The organism is Gordonia sp. CPCC 205515, from assembly GCF_048537925.1.
In the GTDB taxonomy this organism is placed as follows: domain Bacteria; phylum Actinomycetota; class Actinomycetes; order Mycobacteriales; family Mycobacteriaceae; genus Gordonia.
Genome location: NZ_JBCLVJ010000008.1, coordinates 105,518 through 123,789, shown reverse-complemented (window position 1 = coordinate 123,789; position 18,272 = coordinate 105,518). Strand labels below are relative to the sequence as shown.

Genomic DNA, 18,272 nt, shown 5'->3' with positions numbered 1-18,272 from the left:
GGTCAACCCCCTGGTGTGGTCAGCTGGCGGTGGCCGCCGACGTGAAACGGACGTAACCGTTCTCTTCGAGCTCGTCGGCGAGCTCCGGACCGGCCGATTCGACGATGCGGCCGTTGACGAAGACGTGCACGAACTCCGGCTGGATGTAGCGCAGGATCCGTGTGTAGTGGGTGATCAGCAGGATGCCGCCGTGCTCGCGCTCCTTGTAGCGGTTCACCCCGGCACTGACCACGCGCAGCGCGTCGACGTCGAGTCCTGAGTCGGTCTCGTCGAGGATGGCGATCTTCGGCTTGAGCAGGTCGAGCTGCAGAATCTCGTGCCGCTTCTTCTCACCACCGGAGAAGCCCTCGTTGACACTGCGCTCGGAGAACGACGGATCGATCTCGAGGTCGGTCATCGCCTCTTTGGTCTCCTTGACCCAGTGGCGCAGCTTGGGGGCCTCACCGCGAACGGCGGTGGCGGCGGTGCGCAGGAAGTTCGACATGGAGACGCCGGGCACCTCGACGGGGTACTGCATCGCCAGGAACAGGCCGGCGCGGGCGCGCTCGTCGACGCTCATCTCCAGGACGTCCTCGCCGTCGAGGGTGATGGAGCCGCTGGTCACCACGTACTTCGGGTGGCCGGCGATGGCATAGGACAACGTCGACTTGCCGGAACCGTTGGGGCCCATGATTGCGTGGGTCTCACCCGACTTCACGGTCAGGTTCACACCCTTGAGGATGTGGATGGGTTCGGCGTCGGAGTCGCTCTGCGCGACGTCGACGTGCAGGTCGCGGATTTCCAGGGTGGTCATTCTCGGAGTTCTTTCGTTGTGGGCTGGGTGATCTCGATACGTCCTCGGCGAGCGCCTCGGACTACTCGATCAGCGGGGTTTCGACGGGCTCAACCGGCGGGTGACGCTCAGGCGCCGGAGATCTCGAGTTCGCGTTCGACGGCGGCGGCCAGGCGCTCGCGGAGGTCCGGCACGGTGATCTTGGCGATCACCTCGCCGAAGAATCCGCGGATCACCAGGCGTCGGGCCTGGTCCTCCGGGATGCCGCGGGCCTGCAGGTAGAACAGCTGTTCGTCGTCGAAACGGCCGGTGGCACTGGCGTGTCCGGCGCCGACGATCTCGCCGGTCTCGATCTCCAGGTTCGGCACCGAATCGGCGCGCGCGTTGTCGGTGAGCACCAGGTTGCGGTTGAGCTCGAAGGTGTCGGTGCCCTCGGCAGCCGGGCGGATGAGCACGTCGCCGATCCACACGGTGTGCGCCTCGCGGGTGCGGTCGCCGGACGTATCGCCCTGCAGCGCACCCTTGTACACCACATTCGAGCGACAGTTCGGCTGGCTGTGATCGACGAGCAGACGCTGCTCGAGATGCTGGCCGGCGTCGGCGAAGTAGAGACCCCACAGCTCGACGTCACCGCCCGGTGCGTCGTAGTGCACCAGCGGGGAGAGTCGAACGAGGTTGCCGCCGAAGCTGATCGCGAAGTGGCGCACCACTGCGTCGCGGCCGGTCTTGATGTGATGTGCGGCGACGTGCACAGCGTCGTCGGCCCAGTCATGGACGTTGATCACGGTCAGGGCGGCCGAGTCGCCGACGATGAACTCGACGTTCTCCGCGTAGGTGCCCGAACCCTTCTGGTCGAGCACGACCACGGCCCGGGCGAACGGCTCGAGCCGAATCTGGATGTGCCCGAACGCCGTTTCCCCTGCACCGGGACCGGTGAGTTCGAGGACGACGGGTTCAGCGAGCTCGACCTCGCTCTTGACGGTCACCACCGTCGCCGTCTGGAACGACGAGTAGGCCTGTGCGGCAACCCGGTCGAACGGGACACCACCCTGGCCGAGGCGTTCGTCGTCGCGGCCGACGGTGTCCACCGAGACACCCTCGCCGACGCCGGAGACCGCGACGGTCGCGTCGGCGGTGCGTTGCGCAGAGCCGTCGTGCAGGCCCCGCAGACGACGGAACGGGGTGAACCGCCACGCCTCCTCACGCGGGCTGGGGACCTCGAAGGCGTCGACGTCGAAGGAGGTGAACATCGCACCTTTGTTGACCGGTGCCGCGTCGGTGGACACCGGGAGTGTGGGATCGGCCATCAGCCGACGGCTCCTTCCATCTGGAGTTCGATGAGGCGGTTGAGCTCGAGGGCGTACTCCATCGGGAGTTCCTTGGCGATCGGCTCGACGAAGCCGCGGACCACCATGGCCATCGCCTCGTCCTCGGTCAGGCCGCGGCTCATCAGGTAGAACAGCTGGTCGTCGGAGACCTTGGAGACCGTTGCCTCGTGACCCATCGTCACGTCGTCCTCACGGATGTCGACGTAGGGATAGGTATCGCTGCGAGAGATCGTGTCGACCAGCAACGCATCGCATTTCACCGTCGAGCGGCTGCCGTGGGCACCGTTGTTGATCTTGATCAGACCACGATAGGAAGCACGACCGCCACCTCGGGCCACCGACTTCGAGATGATGTTGCTCGACGTATTGGGTGCCAGGTGCACCATCTTCGAACCGGTGTCCTGGTGCTGGCCCGGTCCGGCGAACGCCACCGACAGCACCTCGCCCTTGGCATACTCACCGGTCATCCACACGGCCGGGTACTTCATCGTGACCTTGGAGCCGATGTTGCCGTCGACCCACTCCATGGTGGCGCCGGCCTCGGCCTTGGCGCGCTTGGTGACCAGGTTGTAGACGTTGTTCGACCAGTTCTGGATGGTCGTGTAGCGGCAGCGGCCACCCTTCTTCACGATGATCTCGACCACCGCCGAGTGCAGCGAGTCCGTCTTGTAGATGGGCGCGGTGCAGCCCTCGACGTAGTGCACGTAGGCACCCTCGTCGACGATGATCAGGGTCCGCTCGAACTGGCCCATGTTCTCGGTGTTGATCCGGAAGTAGGCCTGCAGCGGGATGTCTACGTGCACGCCCGGCGGCACGTAGATGAACGAGCCACCCGACCACACGGCGGTGTTGAGTGCGGAGAACTTGTTGTCGCCGGCCGGGATGACCGATCCGAAGTACTGCTGGAACAGTTCCGGATGCTCCTTGAGACCGGTGTCGGTGTCGAGGAAGATGACGCCCTGCTGCTCGAGGTCCTCACGGATCGAGTGGTAAACCACCTCGGACTCGTACTGCGCCGCGACACCGGCGACCAGGCGCTGCTTCTCCGCCTCCGGGATGCCCAGCCGGTCGTAGGTGTTCTTGATGTCCTCGGGCAGCTCTTCCCAGCTGGTCGCCTGCTTCTCACTGGAGCGGACGAAGTACTTGATGTTGTCGAAATCGATGTCGTCGAGCTCAGCGCCCCAGTGCGGCATGGGCTTGCGGTCGAAGATCTTGAGGGCCTTGAGTCGCTGCTCGAGCATCCACTCGGGCTCGCTCTTCTTCCCCGAGATGTCGGCGACGACCGCCTCGGAGAGTCCGCGCTGCGCGCTGGCGCCGGCCACGTCGGAGTCGGACCAGCCGTACCCGTAGGTACCCAGGGACGCGATGGTCTCCTCTTGGGTCAGCGGGCCCGGCTTGGACACGGTTGCGGCATCTGTGGCTGCGGGATCGGTCACTGTCATCGCGAGGCCTTTCGACTCGACTTCTTCTGGGGGACGGATGCGGGCTGGGCATCCGGTGGAGCGTGTATCGGCACGTGCGTGGTGCACGCGCAATCGCCGTTGGCGATGGTGGCGAGGCGTTGGACGTGGGTCCCGAGCAACTCGGTGAACACCGCGGTCTCGGCCTCGCACAGTTCGGGGAACTCGGATGCGACGTGGGCGACCGGGCAATGATGCTGGCAGATCTGCATCCCGGTGCCGACCTCGCGGGTGTTGGCCGAGTATCCGGCGCTGGTCAGTGCGTCGGCGATCTCGTTGACCGTCGTCGATACCGAACCGGTCTCGCCGACCGGTTCCACGTCGGCGACGATCCGTTCGACCCGCTCCCGGGCGAACGCGGCGACCGCTTCCTCTCCGGCGATCTCCCGGATGGTGCGCATCGCGGCGCCGGCGAGGTCGTCGTAGGCGTGACGCAGTTTGCCACGGCCGGTCGGTGTGAGTTGGAACCATTTCGCCGGACGTCCACGGCCGCGTTGCCCGAAGCCCGACGACGACGTCTCGACATCGCCGGCTGCGGTCAACGCGTCGATATGGCGACGCACACCGGCGGCACTGATCCCCAGCCGGTCGGCGATCTCGGTCGCCGTGAGCGGCCCGTCTTCGACGAGCAGGGACACCACGGCGGCGCGGGTCTGCCCGTCCACATGGCCGCCGTCTGGCAGCACAACATCGCTCCCCATGGTTTTCACAACACGAGTGTGACGTAATTATTTCCGTCCCGCTAGCAAGGGTGTCCTAAGACTCTTCCCTGCGAGACGATTGCCGTCCATGTCCTAGAGTCGCAGTCGTGTCAGAAACGACGACGCGCCTGCGCTCAATGCGCGATTACCTCGGACTGACCCCGTCGCGTCCCCGGCCCGATCGCGGCGATCAGCGTCGGGGCGACTACGGCAAGGCGGTCGCCCGGCTGCACGACGACGAGCGTGAGGTCGGGCCACTCAACGATCAGGAGAACTCGCGGCTCACCCGGATCAAGCTGTTCGGCGCGACCGGCTCGGTCCTGATGCTGATCGGTTCGTTGGGCACCGGCCAGATCCCGGTGCTGCAGAATCCGATCGCCGGAGTCCGCGTGCTCTCGTTGCCGTCGCGGATGTGGAGCACCGCGCTGACGCTGTCCATCGGCGGCACCATCATGCTGGTCGTCGCGTGGCTGTTGATCGGACGGTTCGCCGTCGGCCGCTTCAGCGTCGAGGTGCTCAACGGACGCAGCCCGCAGCGGCGGATGACGCGTCGGCAGGCCGACCGCACCCTGATGCTCTGGATCGCGCCGATCATCATCGCGCCGCCGCTGCTGTCCAAAGACATCTACTCCTACCTGGCGCAATCGGCGATCGCGCACCGTGGCATGGACCCGTACGTGATCAGCCCGGTCCGCGGGCTCGGCGTCAACGATGTGCTGACCCGCTCGGTACCCAATCTGTGGCGGGACACCCCGGCCCCCTACGGTCCGCTGTTCCTGTGGCTCGGCAAGGGCATCACTGCGGTGACCGGCGACAACATCACCGCCGCGATCTTCTTGCACCGACTGCTCGCCCTGTTCGGGATCGCGCTGATCGTGTGGGCGTTACCGCGACTCGCCCGGCGCTGCGGGGTGTCGTCGGTGGCGGCGCTGTGGCTGGGCGCGATGAATCCGCTGCTCATCCTGCATCTGGTCGGCGGCATCCACAACGAGGCGCTGATGCTCGGCCTGATGCTCGTCGGTCTCGAACTCTGCTTCCGGGCCATCTACTCCAGCGACCGGCTGCGCAAACCCGGGAGCATGTGGCCGTCGGCGGCCGGCTGGACGCTGATCGCGGGCGCGGCGGTGATGTCGGCGTCGGCGATGGTCAAGGTCACCTCGATGCTCGCGCTGGGCTTCATCGGGATCGCGCTCGCCCAACGCTGGGGTGCGACGCTGCCCGCGCTGCGCCATGCCCCGATCGGCGAGTGGTGGCAAAGGTCGCGTCGGTCGGTGGCCGCGCTCGCCGCGTCGGGTGCGTTCCTCGGCATCGTCCTCATCGTCGTGATGGGTGTGATCAGCGCCGGGACCGGACTCGGCTTCGGCTGGACCAAGACACTGTCCACCGGCGACGTGGTGCGGTCCTGGATGTCGATGCCGACGTTGTTGTCGGTGACCACCGGTAGGCTCGCGTTGCTGCTGGGCCTCGGCGATCAGACGCAGGCCATCCTCGAGGTCGGGCGTCCGCTCGGAGAGCTGGTCGCGGCTGTGTTCATCGTGCGGTGGATGCTGGCGTGCCTCGCCGGCCGACTGCATCCGTTGGGTGCGCTCGGGGTGTCGATGGCCACTGTGGTGGTATTCCTGCCGTTCGTGCAGGCCTGGTATCTGCTGTGGGCGGTCATCCCGCTGGCGGCATGGGCCACCCGGCCGTGGTTCCGGCTGACGACGATCGCGGTGTCGGCGATCATCGCCATCGTCGTGATGCCCACCAGCTCCAACACCAGCGGCGTCGTACTCGCGCAGGGCCTGCTGGCCGGGGTGATCATGGTCGCGGTGATGACCGCCCTGTTCTTCGAGGACCTGCCGATCCACCGCTGGTGGCGCAACCGCCGCGGTACCGCCGACGCCGACCCGCCGCAAGAGCGCAAACCGGACGTCGCGCGCGTCGACGCCGAGTGACCGACGTCGCAGCAGCGTCCACGGGTTTTTGGACCGTGGCCGCGACCGCATAGTCTGGCCATGTGCGCGGCACGACCACCCCAGAGCGGTACCACGACGATGATCGACGACCCGATCATCCTCGCGGCGACTCACCGGCACTGTCGGTCCGCGGTCTGATCAAGCGGTACGGGGATCGCACCGCCGTCGACGGCCTGGATCTGGAGCTCGCCACCGGTACCGTGCTCGCGCTGCTCGGCCCCAACGGTGCAGGCAAGACGACCACCGTCGAGATCTGCGAGGGCTTCGGCACCGCCGACGCGGGGACCGTGCGGGTCCTGGGTCTCGATCCCATCGCCGACAACGATCAACTGCGACGACGCATCGGCGTGATGCTGCAGGGCGGGGGCGCCTACCCGGGAGCGCGCGCCGAGGAGATGCTGCGGCTGTGCGCCGCCTACAGCGCCGACCCGATCGACCCGACCTGGCTGCTGGGCGCGCTCGGTCTCACCGACGCGGCCCGCACCCCGTACCGGAGGCTCTCCGGCGGACAACAACAACGACTCTCGCTCGCGTGCGCCATCGTCGGACGCCCCGAGCTGGTGTTCCTCGACGAACCGACCGCCGGTCTGGACGCCCACGCCCGGATCATGGTGTGGGAACTGATCGACCGCTTGCGCGGTGACGGTGTCTCGGTGCTGTTGACCACCCATCTGATGGACGAGGCGGAGGAACTCGCCGATCAGGTCGTCATCATCGACCACGGACGGGTCGTCGCCGCAGGAACCCCGGCCGACCTGACCAGTCGCGGCGCCGAGAACGAGCTGCGTTTCTCCGCGCCCCGCGGACTCGATCTGTCACTACTGCTGCTCGCCCTGCCCGAGGACTATCGGTGCACCGAGACGAGCCCGGGCACCTATCTGGTCGGCGGCAAGGTGACGCCGCAGGTACTCGCGACGGTGACCGCGTGGTGCGCCAAGATCGACGTGTTGGCCACCGATCTGCGGGTCGAGACCCGCAGCCTCTCCGACGTCTTCCTCGACCTCACCGGACGGACGCTGCGTTCATGACCCAGGCCGCTTTACCCCCTGCCGAGAATCGGTTCGCGCCCGGCACCTTCACCCCACGCCCGCAGGCCGCGTCGCTACCGGCGATCATCGCCGCGCAGACGCGGATGGAACTGACCCTGCTACTGCGCAACGGCGAACAGTTGTTGCTGACGATGTTCATCCCGATCACGCTGCTGATCGGCCTGTGCCTACTTCCCGTCGACACCGGACTCGGTACGACGACCGCCGAACGCGCGGCCACCTTCGTCCCCGCGATCATGACCGTGGCGGTCATGTCCACCGCATTCACCGGACAGGCCATCGCCGTGGGCTTCGATCGGCGCTACGGGGCACTGAAAAGGCTTGGCGCAACCCCGATTCCGCGGTGGGGCATCATCGCGGGCAAATCCATCGCGGTGGCCATCGTCGTGGTGCTGCAGGCGGCGATCATCGGCGGCATCGGCTTCGCCTTCGGCTGGCATCCGGTCGCGTGGGGGTTGCTGCTCGGGATGCTCATCATCGCGTTGGGGACCACGACCTTCTCGGCGCTGGGACTACTGCTGGGCGGCACGCTCAAGGCGGAGGTGGTGCTGGCGTTGGCGAACCTGCTCTGGTTCGCGCTCGTCGGGGTCGGCAGCCTCGTGGTGATGGGTGATCGGGTACCGGCCGCGGTGGCCTGGATCGCCCGGTGTCTGCCGTCGGGAGCGTTGACCGAAGCGCTCGATCAGGCGACGCACGGGTCCGTGGATGTGTTCGGCATTGTGGTGTTGCTGGTGTGGGCGGCGGCCGCCGGTGCACTGGCAGTGAGGTGGTTCCGGTTCGAATGACAGCTTCTTCTCCGACGTCTTCTTCTCCTACGTCGTCCACGGCCAGCGCAGCCGCGGTCGAGCCCGCACGGACCGGTCGATTCGACCGCATCCCCGGCTTCGGCCGGCCGACCGCGCGGTTCACCTACTGGTGGGCCATCGCCCTGCTGGTCGCCAATGTCGGCATCGTCGCCACCGGCGGCGCGGTGCGCCTGACCGGTTCCGGCCTCGGCTGCCCCACCTGGCCGCGGTGCACCGACGACTCGTTCGTCCCCCACGAAGCCCTCGGTTGGCACGGTGCGATCGAGTTCGGCAACCGCATGCTCACGTGGGTGCTGATCATCGTCGCGATCGCCACGTGGATCGCAGTGTTTCGCCGCGCCGGGTCGACGCGCCGCGACCGGTGGCTGGTGACGCTGCTGGCGCTGGGTATCCCATTCCAGGGCGTCATCGGCGGCATCACCGTGCTCACCAAGCTGAATCCCTGGGTCGTCTCGCTGCACTTCGTTTTGTCGATGGTGCTGGTCTCCGGGGCGACCGTGCTGGTCTACCGACTACGCCCCGATGCCGCGCCGGCACCGACACCAACCCGAGCACTCCGCCTCGGCCGCGTACTGGCCTGGCTGCAGTACCTCGTCACCTGGGCCGCGATCTATCTCGGCACGGTGGTGACCGGATCGGGTCCGCACGCCGGCGACGCCGAAGCCCCCCGCAACGGTCTCGCGCCGGACAACGCCACCCAGCTCCACGCCGACGCGGTGTTCGTGCTGATCGGTCTGTCGGTGGCGATCGCGGTGTTCACCCATGTCATGGATCTCCCCGCCCGACGCACCGCCTACCGGTTCATCGGCCTGCTCGCCCTGCAGGGCGTCGTCGGTGTCGTGCAGTACAACACCGACCTACCGATCCTGCTGGTCATCATCCACATGACCGTCAGCGCACTGCTGCTCATCGGCGCAACAAAGCTGGTCTTGGAGTTCGGGACAATAACCAGCAACCGGGCCAAAGAGCGTTAATCAGCAACCGGGCCAAAGAGCGTTGACAGCGGCTCAGAGAATCGCGCTGTTCCGCGCCTTCGGAAACCGCTTCTGCCCCGCGACCCAGCCGGCCATCTTGCGGTAGTGCGACTCCTTGACGTTGGCGGCCGAGGTGAGGTCGCGGTCCCACTCGGCGGTCTCGAGGCCCTCGACGGCGTTCACGACAGCCTCTGCGGTGGCGGTATCGGGTACCACGCGGTCGCCCAGGATCCCGCCGGACTCCCCCACCAGCGTGATTCGCACACCGGCAGCGCCGATCGGCTGCAACACGGCCTTCGCCGACCCACCCTCACGGGAGATGAAACCCTTGATCGAGGAAACGACGTCGTCGGGGGCGACCACCGGGGTCGACTTCGGTGCGTCGGTGGATTCCGTGGTCGGCTCTTCGCTCATGGGTGTTGAGCATACCGATCGGCCATCGGGCGATCGCGTCACGACCACCCTGACGGAGCGTGTAGAACAGTCCCATGCGCGCAATTCAGGTTGTTCGACATGGTGGCCCCGAGGTTCTCGAGTTCGGAACCGTCGACGATCCGATCCCCGCACCCGACGAGGTGCTCGTCAAGACGACGGCGATCGGCGTCAACTTCATCGACACGTACTTCCGCCGCGGCATGTATCCGTCCACTCCGCCTTACGTCCCGGGCATCGAGGGTGCCGGTGAGGTGGTCGCGGTGGGCGGCGATGTCACGTCGCACGCGGTCGGCGACCGGGTGTGCTGGGTGGACTCGCAAGCCAGCTATGCCGAACTGGTGGCCGTCAAGGCCACCCGCGCGGTACCCGTCCCGGACGGGGTGCCCGACGACGTCGCCGGCTCGGCGATGCTGCGCGGTCTGACCGCGCACTACCTGCTCGACGGCAGCGCCCACCCGAAAGAGGGCGACACCGTGCTCATCCACGCCGGCGCAGGTGGGGTGGGCCTGATCCTGACGCGTCTGGCCAAGCTGCGCGGTATCCGGGTGATCACCACGGTGTCCAACGATGAGAAAGAAGCGCTATCCACCGATGCCGGCGCCGATCACGTGCTGCGCTACGGCGACGACCTCGCCGAGCGGGTCCGTGAACTGACCGACGGCCGCGGTGTTCCGGTTGTCTATGACGGCGTGGGCGCCGACACCTTCGAGCAGTCGCTGGCCGCGTCCGCGGTACGCGGGATCGTTGTGCTGTTCGGCGCGTCTTCGGGTCCGGTGCCGCCGTTCGATCTGCAGCGCCTCAATCCGGCCGGCTCACTGTCGGTAACACGCCCGACGCTCGCACACTTCGTCGCCGATCCGGCGGAACTACGGTGGCGGGCCGGCGAGTACCTGGGGGTCGTCGCCGATGGACAGGTCGACGTCCGCGTCGGACAGCACTACCCGCTGAGCGACGCCGCACAGGCACACACGGATCTGGAGTCTCGCGCGACGACCGGCGCGACGGTCCTCGTCCCCTGACCGAAGGTCGCATGCGACGTCGTCTCGGTTGCGCGATGTCAGCTGACGTCGATGTTTCGAGACGAGGTCGCATGCGACGTCAGCTCGGGTTTTCCCGAGTCAGAAGTAGCTGGCGATCGTCGGCAGGTTGACCACCGCGTCGATGGCCAGGCCGCAGAAGAGGATGGCCAGATATTCGTTGGACTGCAGGAAGACCTTGAGCGGTGCCACCTCGGCACCGGCGCGGGTCTCGCGGTACAGCTTGTGTACGCGGGACAGGAACCAGGCACCGGCGAGCACGGCCACCGCCAGATAGATCCAGCTCGCCCCGATGATCAGAACCAACGAGCTGACAACGGTGAGCCACGTGTAGACGAGCATCTGCCGGGTGACGCGCTCCTCGGTGGCGATCACCGGGAGCATCGGCACACCTGCGGCCTTGTAGTCCTCCTTGTAGCGCATCGCCAGCGCCCAGGTGTGCGGCGGCGTCCAGAAGAAGATGACCAGGAACAACACGATCGGCTGCCAGCTGATGCTGCCCGTCACCGCAGCCCACCCGACGAGGGTCGGCATGCAGCCCGCCGCACCGCCCCACACCACGTTCTGCCAGGTGCGGCGCTTGAGGATCATCGTGTAGACGCCGACGTAGAAGGCGATCGTCGCGGTGACCAACAACGCGCTGAGCAGGTTGGCCGCCGTCCACAGCACCGCGAATGAGGCCAGCCACAGCACGATCCCGAAGATCAGTGCGGCACGCGTGGACACGGCATGCCGGGCCAGCGGACGACGCGCGGTGCGCTTCATCTTCTGGTCGATGTCGGCGTCGGCGACCATGTTGAGTGTGTTGGCACTGCCCGCGCCGAGCCAGCCGCCGATGAGCGTGAAGGCGATCAGCGCGATGTCGACGTGCCCGCGGTCGGCCTGCAGCATCACCGGGATGGTGGCGACCAACAGAAGTTCGATGACCCGCGGCTTGGTCAGCGCGATATAGGCCAAGACCGTCGCGCGCGACCGCGCGAGCAGTGATTGCGATGCCGCAGCCGAACCGTCCGAGGTGCCCTGGGATGCGGCGGACAGATCTCCGCTCACACGCTCCCCTATCCTCACTGCCACTCCTCGTCTGCCCTCGCGGGCTACTACGGACGATGGTAGACCGTGCCCTCGGCGATCGGAGAATCGAGGCCGTCGCAGCCGGATGACCGTCGGCACACTACTCTGGACCGCGTAGCTGTGATGACCCGACGGTCCATCCCCCGCACCGACCAAGCACAGGAGACAGCACCACCGTGGCGCTCACCGATGACATCCGCGCGTTGACCAAACCGGTTTACCCCGACGACTGGACCGACACCGACACCCGCGCGGTGGACACCGCGCGCCTGCTCGCCGCCGATGCCGTGCAGAGATGCGGCAGCGGCCACCCGGGCACCGCGATGAGCCTCGCCCCGCTGGCCTACACCCTGTTCCAGCGCGTGATGCGCCACGACCCCACCGACACCGACTGGGTGGGGCGTGACCGCTTCGTGCTGTCCTGCGGCCACTCCAGCCTCACGCTTTACATCCAGCTCTATCTCGGCGGCTTCGGACTCGAACTGCCCGACATCGAGGCGCTGCGCACCTGGAATTCGCTGACCCCCGGACACCCGGAGTTCCGCCACACCCGGGGCGTGGAGATCACCACCGGGCCGCTGGGCCAGGGTCTGGGGTCGGCGGTCGGTATGAGTATGGCGTCGCGCTATGAGCGTGGTCTGTTCGATCCGGACACCCCCGCCGGACAGTCGCCGTTCGACCACCACATCTACGTCATCGCCTCCGACGGCGACATCGAAGAAGGCGTCACGTCGGAAGCGTCGTCGTTGGCCGGCACCCAGGAACTGGGCAACCTGATCGTGTTCTACGACCAGAACCAGATCTCCATCGAGGACGACACCGACATCGCGTTGAGCGAGAACGTCGCCGCCCGCTACGAGGCCTACGGCTGGCATGTGCAGACCGTCGAGGGCGGCGAGGACGTCGTGGCGATCGAGGCCGCGATCGAGGCCGCCAAGGCGGTCATCGACAAGCCGTCGATCATCTGCCTGCGCACCATCATCGGTTACCCGGCACCGACCAAGATGAACACCGGTTCCGCCCACGGTGCCGCGCTCGGCGACGACGAGGTTGCCGAGACGAAGAAGATCCTCGGCTTCGACCCGGACAAGAACTTCGAGGTCTCCGATGAGGTGATCGGCCACACCCGCAAGCTCGCCGAGCGTGGTGCGGCGGCAAAGGCCAAGTGGCAGAAGAACTTCGACGCGTGGGCCGAGACCAACACCACCCACAAGGCACTGTTCGACCGCCTGCAGGCGCACGAGCTGCCCGACGGCTGGACCGAGGTGCTGCCGTCCTGGTCGCCGGGCGACAAGGACGTCGCCACCCGCGCCGCATCCGGCAAGGTGCTCAGTGCACTGGGCGCGGTGCTGCCGGAACTGTGGGGCGGTTCGGCCGACCTCGCCGGCTCGAACAACACCACCATGGACGACGCCGCGTCGTTCGGCCCGACGTCGATCTCCACCAAGAAGTGGTCGGCCAATCCGTACGGCCGCACCCTGCACTTCGGTATCCGTGAGCATGCGATGGGCGCGATCCTCTCCGGCATCGCCCTGCACGGCCCGACCCGCGCCTACGGCGGCACGTTCCTGCAGTTCTCCGACTACATGCGTCCCGCGGTGCGACTGGCGTCGTTGATGGAGATCGACCCGATCTACGTCTGGACCCACGACTCCATCGGCCTCGGCGAGGACGGCCCGACCCATCAGCCCGTCGAGCATCTCGCCGCGCTGCGCGCCATCCCGCACCTCGACGTGGTGCGCCCTGCCGACGCCAACGAGACCGCCGCCGCCTGGCAGACCCTGCTCGGGCGTCGTCGCAACCCGGTCGGACTCGCTCTGACGCGGCAGAACGTGCCGATCCTCGAGGGCACCAGCGCCGACGGCGTGGCCAAGGGTGCCTACACCCTGGTCGGCACCGACGCCGAGCCCGACGTGATCCTGATCGGTACCGGCTCCGAGGTGTACCTCGCCGTCGAGGCGCAGAAGACCCTGTCCGACAAGGGAATCACCGCACGCGTGGTGTCGATGCCATGCTTCGAGTGGTTCTTCGAGCAGGACCAGGCCTACCGGGACGCGGTGCTGCCGCCGTCGGTGCCGAAGGTCTCGGTGGAGGCCGGCATCGCGATGCCGTGGTACCGCATCGTCGGCGACACCGGCGCCATCGTCTCGTTGGACCATTTCGGCGCATCCGCCGACTACAAGGTCCTCTATCAGGAATTCGGCATCACGGCAGAAGCGGTCACCGCCGCCGCCGAGGGTGTCGTCAACAAGTAAGGAGACCATCGTGACCCAGAACGAGAAGCTCGCTGAACTGTCCGATGCCGGAGTGTCGGTGTGGCTCGACGATCTGTCCCGAGACCTCATCTCATCCGGTGACCTGAAGAACCTGATCGACACCAAATCCGTGGTCGGCGTGACCACCAACCCGTCGATCTTCCAGGCGGCCCTGTCCAAGGGCACCAGCTACGACGCGCAGGTGTCCGAGCTGGCCGCGCGTGGCGCCGACGTGGATGCCACCATCCGCACGGTCACCACCGACGACGTGCGCAACGCCTGTGATGTCCTCGCGCCGGTCTTCGAGGAGTCCGACGGCGTCGACGGCCGCGTGTCGATCGAGGTCGACCCGCGTCTGGCGCACGACACCGACGCCACCGTCGCCCAGGCCGTCGAACTGTGGAAGATCGTCGACCGTCCGAACCTGCTGATCAAGATCCCGGCCACCAAGGCGGGCCTGCCGGCGATCACCCGGACGCTGGCCGAGGGCATCAGCGTCAACGTCACCCTGATCTTCTCGGTCGAGCGGTATCAGGGCGTGATGGACGCCTACCTCGACGGCCTCGACGCCGCCGCCCAGGCCGGCCACGACATCTCCCGCATCCACTCGGTGGCGTCGTTCTTCGTCTCCCGCGTGGACACCGAGATCGACAACCGCCTCGACGCCATCGGCACGCCCGAGGCCGTCGCGCTCAAGGGCAAGGCCGGACTGGCCAACGCCCGCCTCGCGTACCACGCCTACCAGCAGGTGTTCGAGGTCGAATCGCGGTTCCCGGACCTGCTCGCGCAGGGCGCGCGGCCGCAGCGTCCGCTGTGGGCGTCCACCGGCACCAAGAACGCCGACTACCCCGACACCCTCTACGTCAGCGAGCTCGTCGCGCCCAACACGGTCAACACCATGCCGGGCAAGACGATGGACGCCTTCGCCGACCACGGCTGGGTCAACACCAGTTCCATCGTCGGCACCACCGCGCAATCGCAGGAGGAGTTCGACGCGATCGCCGCACAGGGTGTCGACCTCGCGGACGTGTTCGTCGTCCTCGAGGACGAGGGTGTGCAGAAGTTCGAGGACGCCTGGAACGAGTTGCTGCAGGCCACATCCGAGCAGCTGAACGCCGCGAAGGGCTGACCGGAGTTGCCGGACAGCGTCGGCTGGTCCAATCCACTTCGCGACCCCCGCGACAAGCGCCTGCCGCGGATCGCGGGGCCGTGCAGTCTCATCATCTTCGGCGTGACGGGTGACCTGGCGCGCAAGAAACTGATGCCGGCCGTCTACGACCTCGCCAACCGCGGTCTGCTGCCGCCGTCGTTCGCGCTGGTCGGGTTCGCCCGACGGGATTGGGACGACGACGATTTCGCCAAAATCGTGCACGACGCCGTCCGCGACCATGCCCGAACCGGCTTCCGCGAAGAGGTGTGGGAACGTCTCGCCGAGGGATTCCGGTTCGTGCAGGGGTCGTTCAACGACGACGCCGCGTTCGATCGGCTCGCCGACACCCTGGCCAAGCTCGACACCGAACGCGGCACCGACGGCAATCACGCGTTCTACCTGTCGGTTCCGCCGAAGGCCTTCCCCACCGTCTGCGAGCAACTGCACCGGAGCGGGCTCGCGACCGCGAAGAAGGACGACCACTGGCGCCGGGTGGTGATCGAGAAGCCGTTCGGCCACAACCTCGAATCGGCCAAGGAACTCAACGCCATCGTCAACAGCGTCTTCCCCGAGTCGTCGGTGTTCCGCATCGACCACTATCTCGGCAAGGAGACGGTGCAGAACATCCTGGCGTTGCGGTTCGCCAACCAGCTGTTCGATCCGCTGTGGAGTTCGCATTACGTCGATCATGTGCAGATCACCATGGCCGAGGACATCGGCCTCGGTGGTCGCGCCGGCTACTACGACGGCATCGGCGCCGCCCGCGACGTCATCCAGAACCATCTGCTGCAGTTGATGGCACTGGTGGCGATGGAGGAACCGATCTCGTTCGAGCCCAAGCAGTTACAGGCCGAGAAGATCAAGGTCCTGGCCGCCACCCGCAACATCGGCCCGCTCGAGGAGAACACCGCGCGCGGCCAGTACGGACCCGGATGGCAGGGCAGCGACAAGGTCCCGGGCCTGCTGGACGAAGAGGGCTTCTCCACGGACTCCGCCACGGAGACATTCGCAGCCATCGCGCTCGAGGTCGACTCACGCCGCTGGGCGGGTGTGCCGTTCTACCTGCGTACCGGAAAACGTCTGGGCCGCAGGGTGACCGAGATCGCCCTGGTCTTCAAGCGGGCACCGCATCTGCCGTTCGACGCAACGATGACCGAGGAACTCAGCCAGAACGCCCTGGTCATCCGGGTACAGCCGGATGAGGGTATCACCTTGCGCTTCGGCTCGAAAGTTCCTGCGTCCCATATGGAAGTCCGAGACGTCAACATGGACTTCAGCTACGGGACCGCATTCACCGAGGCGTCGCCAGAGGCGTACGAGCGACTGATCCTCGACGTGCTACTCGGCGAGCCGTCGCTGTTCCCGGTCAACGACGAGGTCGAATTGTCCTGGGAGATCCTCGATCCGGTGATCGAGCACTGGGCGGCAGCGGGCAAGCCCGACACCTACGAGTCCGGCACGTGGGGGCCGGCCTCGGCCGACGAGATGATGGAACGCGTCGGTCGCTCCTGGCGCCGACCATGAGTTCACCCCGATGAGACAGGTTGGCGCACAATGATTGTCGAGTTGTCCGACACCACAACCAATGCGGTGGCGAAGAAGATCGTCGAGGTGCGTGAATCGGGCGGGGCGATCAGCCTGGGCCGGGTGCTGACCCTGGTCGTCGTCGCGCATCGCGGTGAACCCACCGAGGGCGCCATCGAAGCGGCGATTGGCGCCAGCAGTGAGCATCCGAGCCGAGTGATCGTGGTGGCGATGGGATCTCGCGACGGCGAGTCCCGACTCGACGCCGAGATCCGGGTGGGCGGGGACGCCGGCGCGTCAGAGGTCGTGGTGCTGGCACTCGAGGGCGATCTGGCCAACCATCCACGCTCGGTGGTCATGCCGTTCCTGCTCCCCGACACACCGGTGGTCACCTGGTGGCCGGGTGCGGCACCGGAGAACCCCGCGACGAACTCGATGGGCACACTGGGACGTCGGCGCATCCTCGACGCAAACAAGTCGACCGAACCGGAAACCGTTCTCGCGCGCCGCCTTGCGACGTACGCCCCCGGCGATTCCGACCTCGCCTGGACCCAGATCACCCACTGGCGCGCACTACTCGCCTCCGCGATGGATCGCCCGCCGCACACCCCGGTCACCGCGGTGGAAGTCACCGGACCGTGCCAGTCGCCGAGCGTGGACCTGTTGGCCGGCTGGCTGCGATGGGCGCTCAAGGTGCCGACCAAGCGTCGCGTCGGCAGCTTCGAGGTGCGGTTGATCCGCGACGAGGGACCAACCGTTCTCGCGGTGGACGGCAACAACAATGCGGTGCTGACGACCCCGGGCAAGCCGGACGGCCGGGTGGCCGTGAGCCACCGAGACCTCCCGATGCTGTTGTCGGAGGAATTGCGGCGGCTGGATCTCGACGAGATCTATGCCCACGCCCTGCGGGGCGTGACCGAAGTCGAGTCCGAAGAGAAAGCGAGCGCATGATGGTGCCCGAAACCCTGGTCTTCGACGACAAGAAGCAGCTCGTCGACACCGCGGCAACGCGTTTCATCGATCTGGTCACCCGCGCCCAAACCGAGCGCGGGATCGCGTCGGTGGTGCTGACCGGCGGCAGCAACGGCATCGCGATCCTCGAGGCGCTCGCCGCGGACAGCGGCAGCATCGACTGGAGTCGCGTCGAATTGTTCTGGGGCGACGACCGTTTCGTGCCCGCCGACGACCCGGAACGCAACTCGCGGCAGGCGCGGGAGGCACTCCTCGACAAGGTGCCGGTCGACCCGACTCGCGTGCACGTGATGGCGCCGTCGGACGGCGAGTTCGGCGACGACATCGACGCCGCGGCCGCCGCCTATGCCCAGGTCCTCTTCGACGTCGGTTCCGGCGGTGTCCCCCACTTCGACCTGCACCTGCTCGGCATGGGCGGCGAAGGCCACATCAACTCCCTCTTCCCGCACACCCCCGCGACCGCGGAGGCAGAGAAAACGGTTGTCGCCGTGGAGGACTCCCCCAAACCCCCGCCCCGTCGGATCACTCTCACCCTGCCCGCGGTCAACCGCAGCAAGTCAGTGTGGTTCCTGGTGGCCGGCGACGACAAGGCCGAGGCCGTCGCCGCCGCCCACACCGGCGCCCACGCGAACGATTGGCCCTGCGCCGGAGCCCACGGCACCGACGAAACGGTGTGGTTCCTGGACAAGAGCGCAGCGTCCAAGCTGTAACCACCCACCCACCCAACGCGCCCAGCACGAACGCTAGGTTGCTGAACGCTAGGTTGCTGTGGGCGTGGGA

At 67.1% G+C, this 18,272-nt stretch carries 16 protein-coding genes; 10 read left to right on the top strand and 6 right to left on the bottom strand.

The features are described 5' to 3' along the window. Positions 1 to 19 precede the first annotated feature (19 nt). From sufC to AAFP30_RS12600, 4 genes are all read right to left on the bottom strand, one after another. A complete protein-coding gene (sufC, locus tag AAFP30_RS12615) occupies positions 20 to 793 on the bottom strand; it encodes a Fe-S cluster assembly ATPase SufC (protein WP_419230266.1) in 774 nt (257 codons plus the stop codon). A gap of 107 nt (positions 794 to 900) precedes the next feature. Continuing rightward, entirely contained in the window at positions 901 to 2,079 is a 1,179-nt protein-coding gene (gene sufD / locus AAFP30_RS12610; RefSeq protein WP_419230265.1) for a Fe-S cluster assembly protein SufD, read from the bottom strand. Next, positions 2,079 to 3,542 carry a Fe-S cluster assembly protein SufB gene (sufB, locus tag AAFP30_RS12605; protein WP_419230264.1) on the bottom strand — a complete coding sequence of 488 codons (1,464 nt, stop codon included), beginning with the start codon at positions 3,540 to 3,542 and terminating at the stop codon, positions 2,079 to 2,081. Before sufB ends, sufD begins: the two co-directional genes overlap by 1 nt. Further along, positions 3,539 to 4,261, bottom strand: coding sequence for a helix-turn-helix transcriptional regulator (locus AAFP30_RS12600; protein WP_419230717.1), 723 nt, complete (start codon positions 4,259 to 4,261; stop codon positions 3,539 to 3,541). Before AAFP30_RS12600 ends, sufB begins: the two co-directional genes overlap by 4 nt. A gap of 137 nt (positions 4,262 to 4,398) precedes the next feature. Between AAFP30_RS12600 and mptB the strand changes: the two genes are divergently transcribed. From mptB to AAFP30_RS12580, 4 genes are all read left to right on the top strand, one after another. Then, positions 4,399 to 6,198 (top strand): polyprenol phosphomannose-dependent alpha 1,6 mannosyltransferase MptB, encoded by a 1,800-nt coding sequence (gene mptB, locus AAFP30_RS12595; RefSeq protein ID WP_419230716.1) that lies wholly within the window; start codon positions 4,399 to 4,401, stop codon positions 6,196 to 6,198. Positions 6,199 to 6,260: 62 nt separating this feature from the next. Then, on the top strand, positions 6,261 to 7,247 hold the full coding sequence (locus tag AAFP30_RS12590; RefSeq protein WP_419230263.1) for an ABC transporter ATP-binding protein: 987 nt from the start codon (positions 6,261 to 6,263) through the stop codon (positions 7,245 to 7,247). Then, on the top strand, positions 7,244 to 8,053 hold the full coding sequence (locus tag AAFP30_RS12585; RefSeq protein ID WP_419230262.1) for an ABC transporter permease: 810 nt from the start codon (positions 7,244 to 7,246) through the stop codon (positions 8,051 to 8,053). Before AAFP30_RS12590 ends, AAFP30_RS12585 begins: the two co-directional genes overlap by 4 nt. Then, a complete protein-coding gene (locus AAFP30_RS12580; protein WP_419230261.1) occupies positions 8,050 to 9,048 on the top strand; it encodes a COX15/CtaA family protein in 999 nt (332 codons plus the stop codon). Before AAFP30_RS12585 ends, AAFP30_RS12580 begins: the two co-directional genes overlap by 4 nt. Before the next feature lie 33 nt (positions 9,049 to 9,081). Here AAFP30_RS12580 and AAFP30_RS12575 read toward each other — a convergent pair whose 3' ends face one another. Next, positions 9,082 to 9,462 carry a hypothetical protein gene (locus AAFP30_RS12575; RefSeq protein WP_419230260.1) on the bottom strand — a complete coding sequence of 127 codons (381 nt, stop codon included), beginning with the start codon at positions 9,460 to 9,462 and terminating at the stop codon, positions 9,082 to 9,084. Between the two features lie 74 nt (positions 9,463 to 9,536). On the opposite strand from AAFP30_RS12575, the gene AAFP30_RS12570 reads away from it, so the two are divergent. Next, the gene (locus AAFP30_RS12570; RefSeq protein ID WP_419230259.1) at positions 9,537 to 10,502 is read left to right on the top strand and encodes a quinone oxidoreductase family protein; all 966 of its coding nucleotides are present in this window, start codon (positions 9,537 to 9,539) and stop codon (positions 10,500 to 10,502) included. A gap of 99 nt (positions 10,503 to 10,601) precedes the next feature. On the opposite strand, the gene AAFP30_RS12565 is transcribed toward AAFP30_RS12570, so the two are convergent. Then, positions 10,602 to 11,570, bottom strand: coding sequence for a heme o synthase (locus AAFP30_RS12565; protein WP_419230258.1), 969 nt, complete (start codon positions 11,568 to 11,570; stop codon positions 10,602 to 10,604). Between the two features lie 197 nt (positions 11,571 to 11,767). Here AAFP30_RS12565 and tkt point away from each other — a divergent pair, with 197 nt between their 5' ends. The 5 genes from tkt to pgl are packed head-to-tail and all read left to right on the top strand — an operon-like array spanning position 11,768 to position 18,202. Next, the gene (gene tkt / locus AAFP30_RS12560; RefSeq protein WP_419230257.1) at positions 11,768 to 13,846 is read left to right on the top strand and encodes a transketolase; all 2,079 of its coding nucleotides are present in this window, start codon (positions 11,768 to 11,770) and stop codon (positions 13,844 to 13,846) included. Between the two features lie 10 nt (positions 13,847 to 13,856). Further along, positions 13,857 to 14,975 (top strand): transaldolase, encoded by a 1,119-nt coding sequence (tal, locus tag AAFP30_RS12555; protein WP_419230256.1) that lies wholly within the window; start codon positions 13,857 to 13,859, stop codon positions 14,973 to 14,975. A gap of 6 nt (positions 14,976 to 14,981) precedes the next feature. Next, the gene (gene zwf, locus AAFP30_RS12550) at positions 14,982 to 16,520 is read left to right on the top strand and encodes a glucose-6-phosphate dehydrogenase (protein WP_419230255.1); all 1,539 of its coding nucleotides are present in this window, start codon (positions 14,982 to 14,984) and stop codon (positions 16,518 to 16,520) included. A 30-nt stretch (positions 16,521 to 16,550) separates the two neighbouring features. Then, complete coding sequence (locus tag AAFP30_RS12545) at positions 16,551 to 17,471, top strand: glucose-6-phosphate dehydrogenase assembly protein OpcA (protein WP_419230254.1); 921 nt, start codon at positions 16,551 to 16,553, stop codon at positions 17,469 to 17,471. Continuing rightward, positions 17,471 to 18,202, top strand: coding sequence for a 6-phosphogluconolactonase (pgl, locus tag AAFP30_RS12540; protein ID WP_419230715.1), 732 nt, complete (start codon positions 17,471 to 17,473; stop codon positions 18,200 to 18,202). Before AAFP30_RS12545 ends, pgl begins: the two co-directional genes overlap by 1 nt. The last annotated feature ends 70 nt before the right edge of the window (positions 18,203 to 18,272 follow it).

Coding starts and splice junctions, on each gene's coding strand:
- sufC (WP_419230266.1), bottom strand. CDS start 793: ATGACCACCCTGGAAATCCGCGACCTGCACGTCGACGTCGCGCAGAGC.
- AAFP30_RS12600 (WP_419230717.1), bottom strand. CDS start 4,261: ATGGGGAGCGATGTTGTGCTGCCAGACGGCGGCCATGTGGACGGGCAG.
- sufB (WP_419230264.1), bottom strand. CDS start 3,542: ATGACAGTGACCGATCCCGCAGCCACAGATGCCGCAACCGTGTCCAAG.
- sufD (WP_419230265.1), bottom strand. CDS start 2,079: ATGGCCGATCCCACACTCCCGGTGTCCACCGACGCGGCACCGGTCAAC.
- AAFP30_RS12570 (WP_419230259.1), top strand. CDS start 9,537: ATGCGCGCAATTCAGGTTGTTCGACATGGTGGCCCCGAGGTTCTCGAG.
- AAFP30_RS12575 (WP_419230260.1), bottom strand. CDS start 9,462: ATGAGCGAAGAGCCGACCACGGAATCCACCGACGCACCGAAGTCGACC.
- mptB (WP_419230716.1), top strand. CDS start 4,399: ATGCGCGATTACCTCGGACTGACCCCGTCGCGTCCCCGGCCCGATCGC.
- AAFP30_RS12585 (WP_419230262.1), top strand. CDS start 7,244: ATGACCCAGGCCGCTTTACCCCCTGCCGAGAATCGGTTCGCGCCCGGC.
- pgl (WP_419230715.1), top strand. CDS start 17,471: ATGGTGCCCGAAACCCTGGTCTTCGACGACAAGAAGCAGCTCGTCGAC.
- AAFP30_RS12545 (WP_419230254.1), top strand. CDS start 16,551: ATGATTGTCGAGTTGTCCGACACCACAACCAATGCGGTGGCGAAGAAG.
- AAFP30_RS12580 (WP_419230261.1), top strand. CDS start 8,050: ATGACAGCTTCTTCTCCGACGTCTTCTTCTCCTACGTCGTCCACGGCC.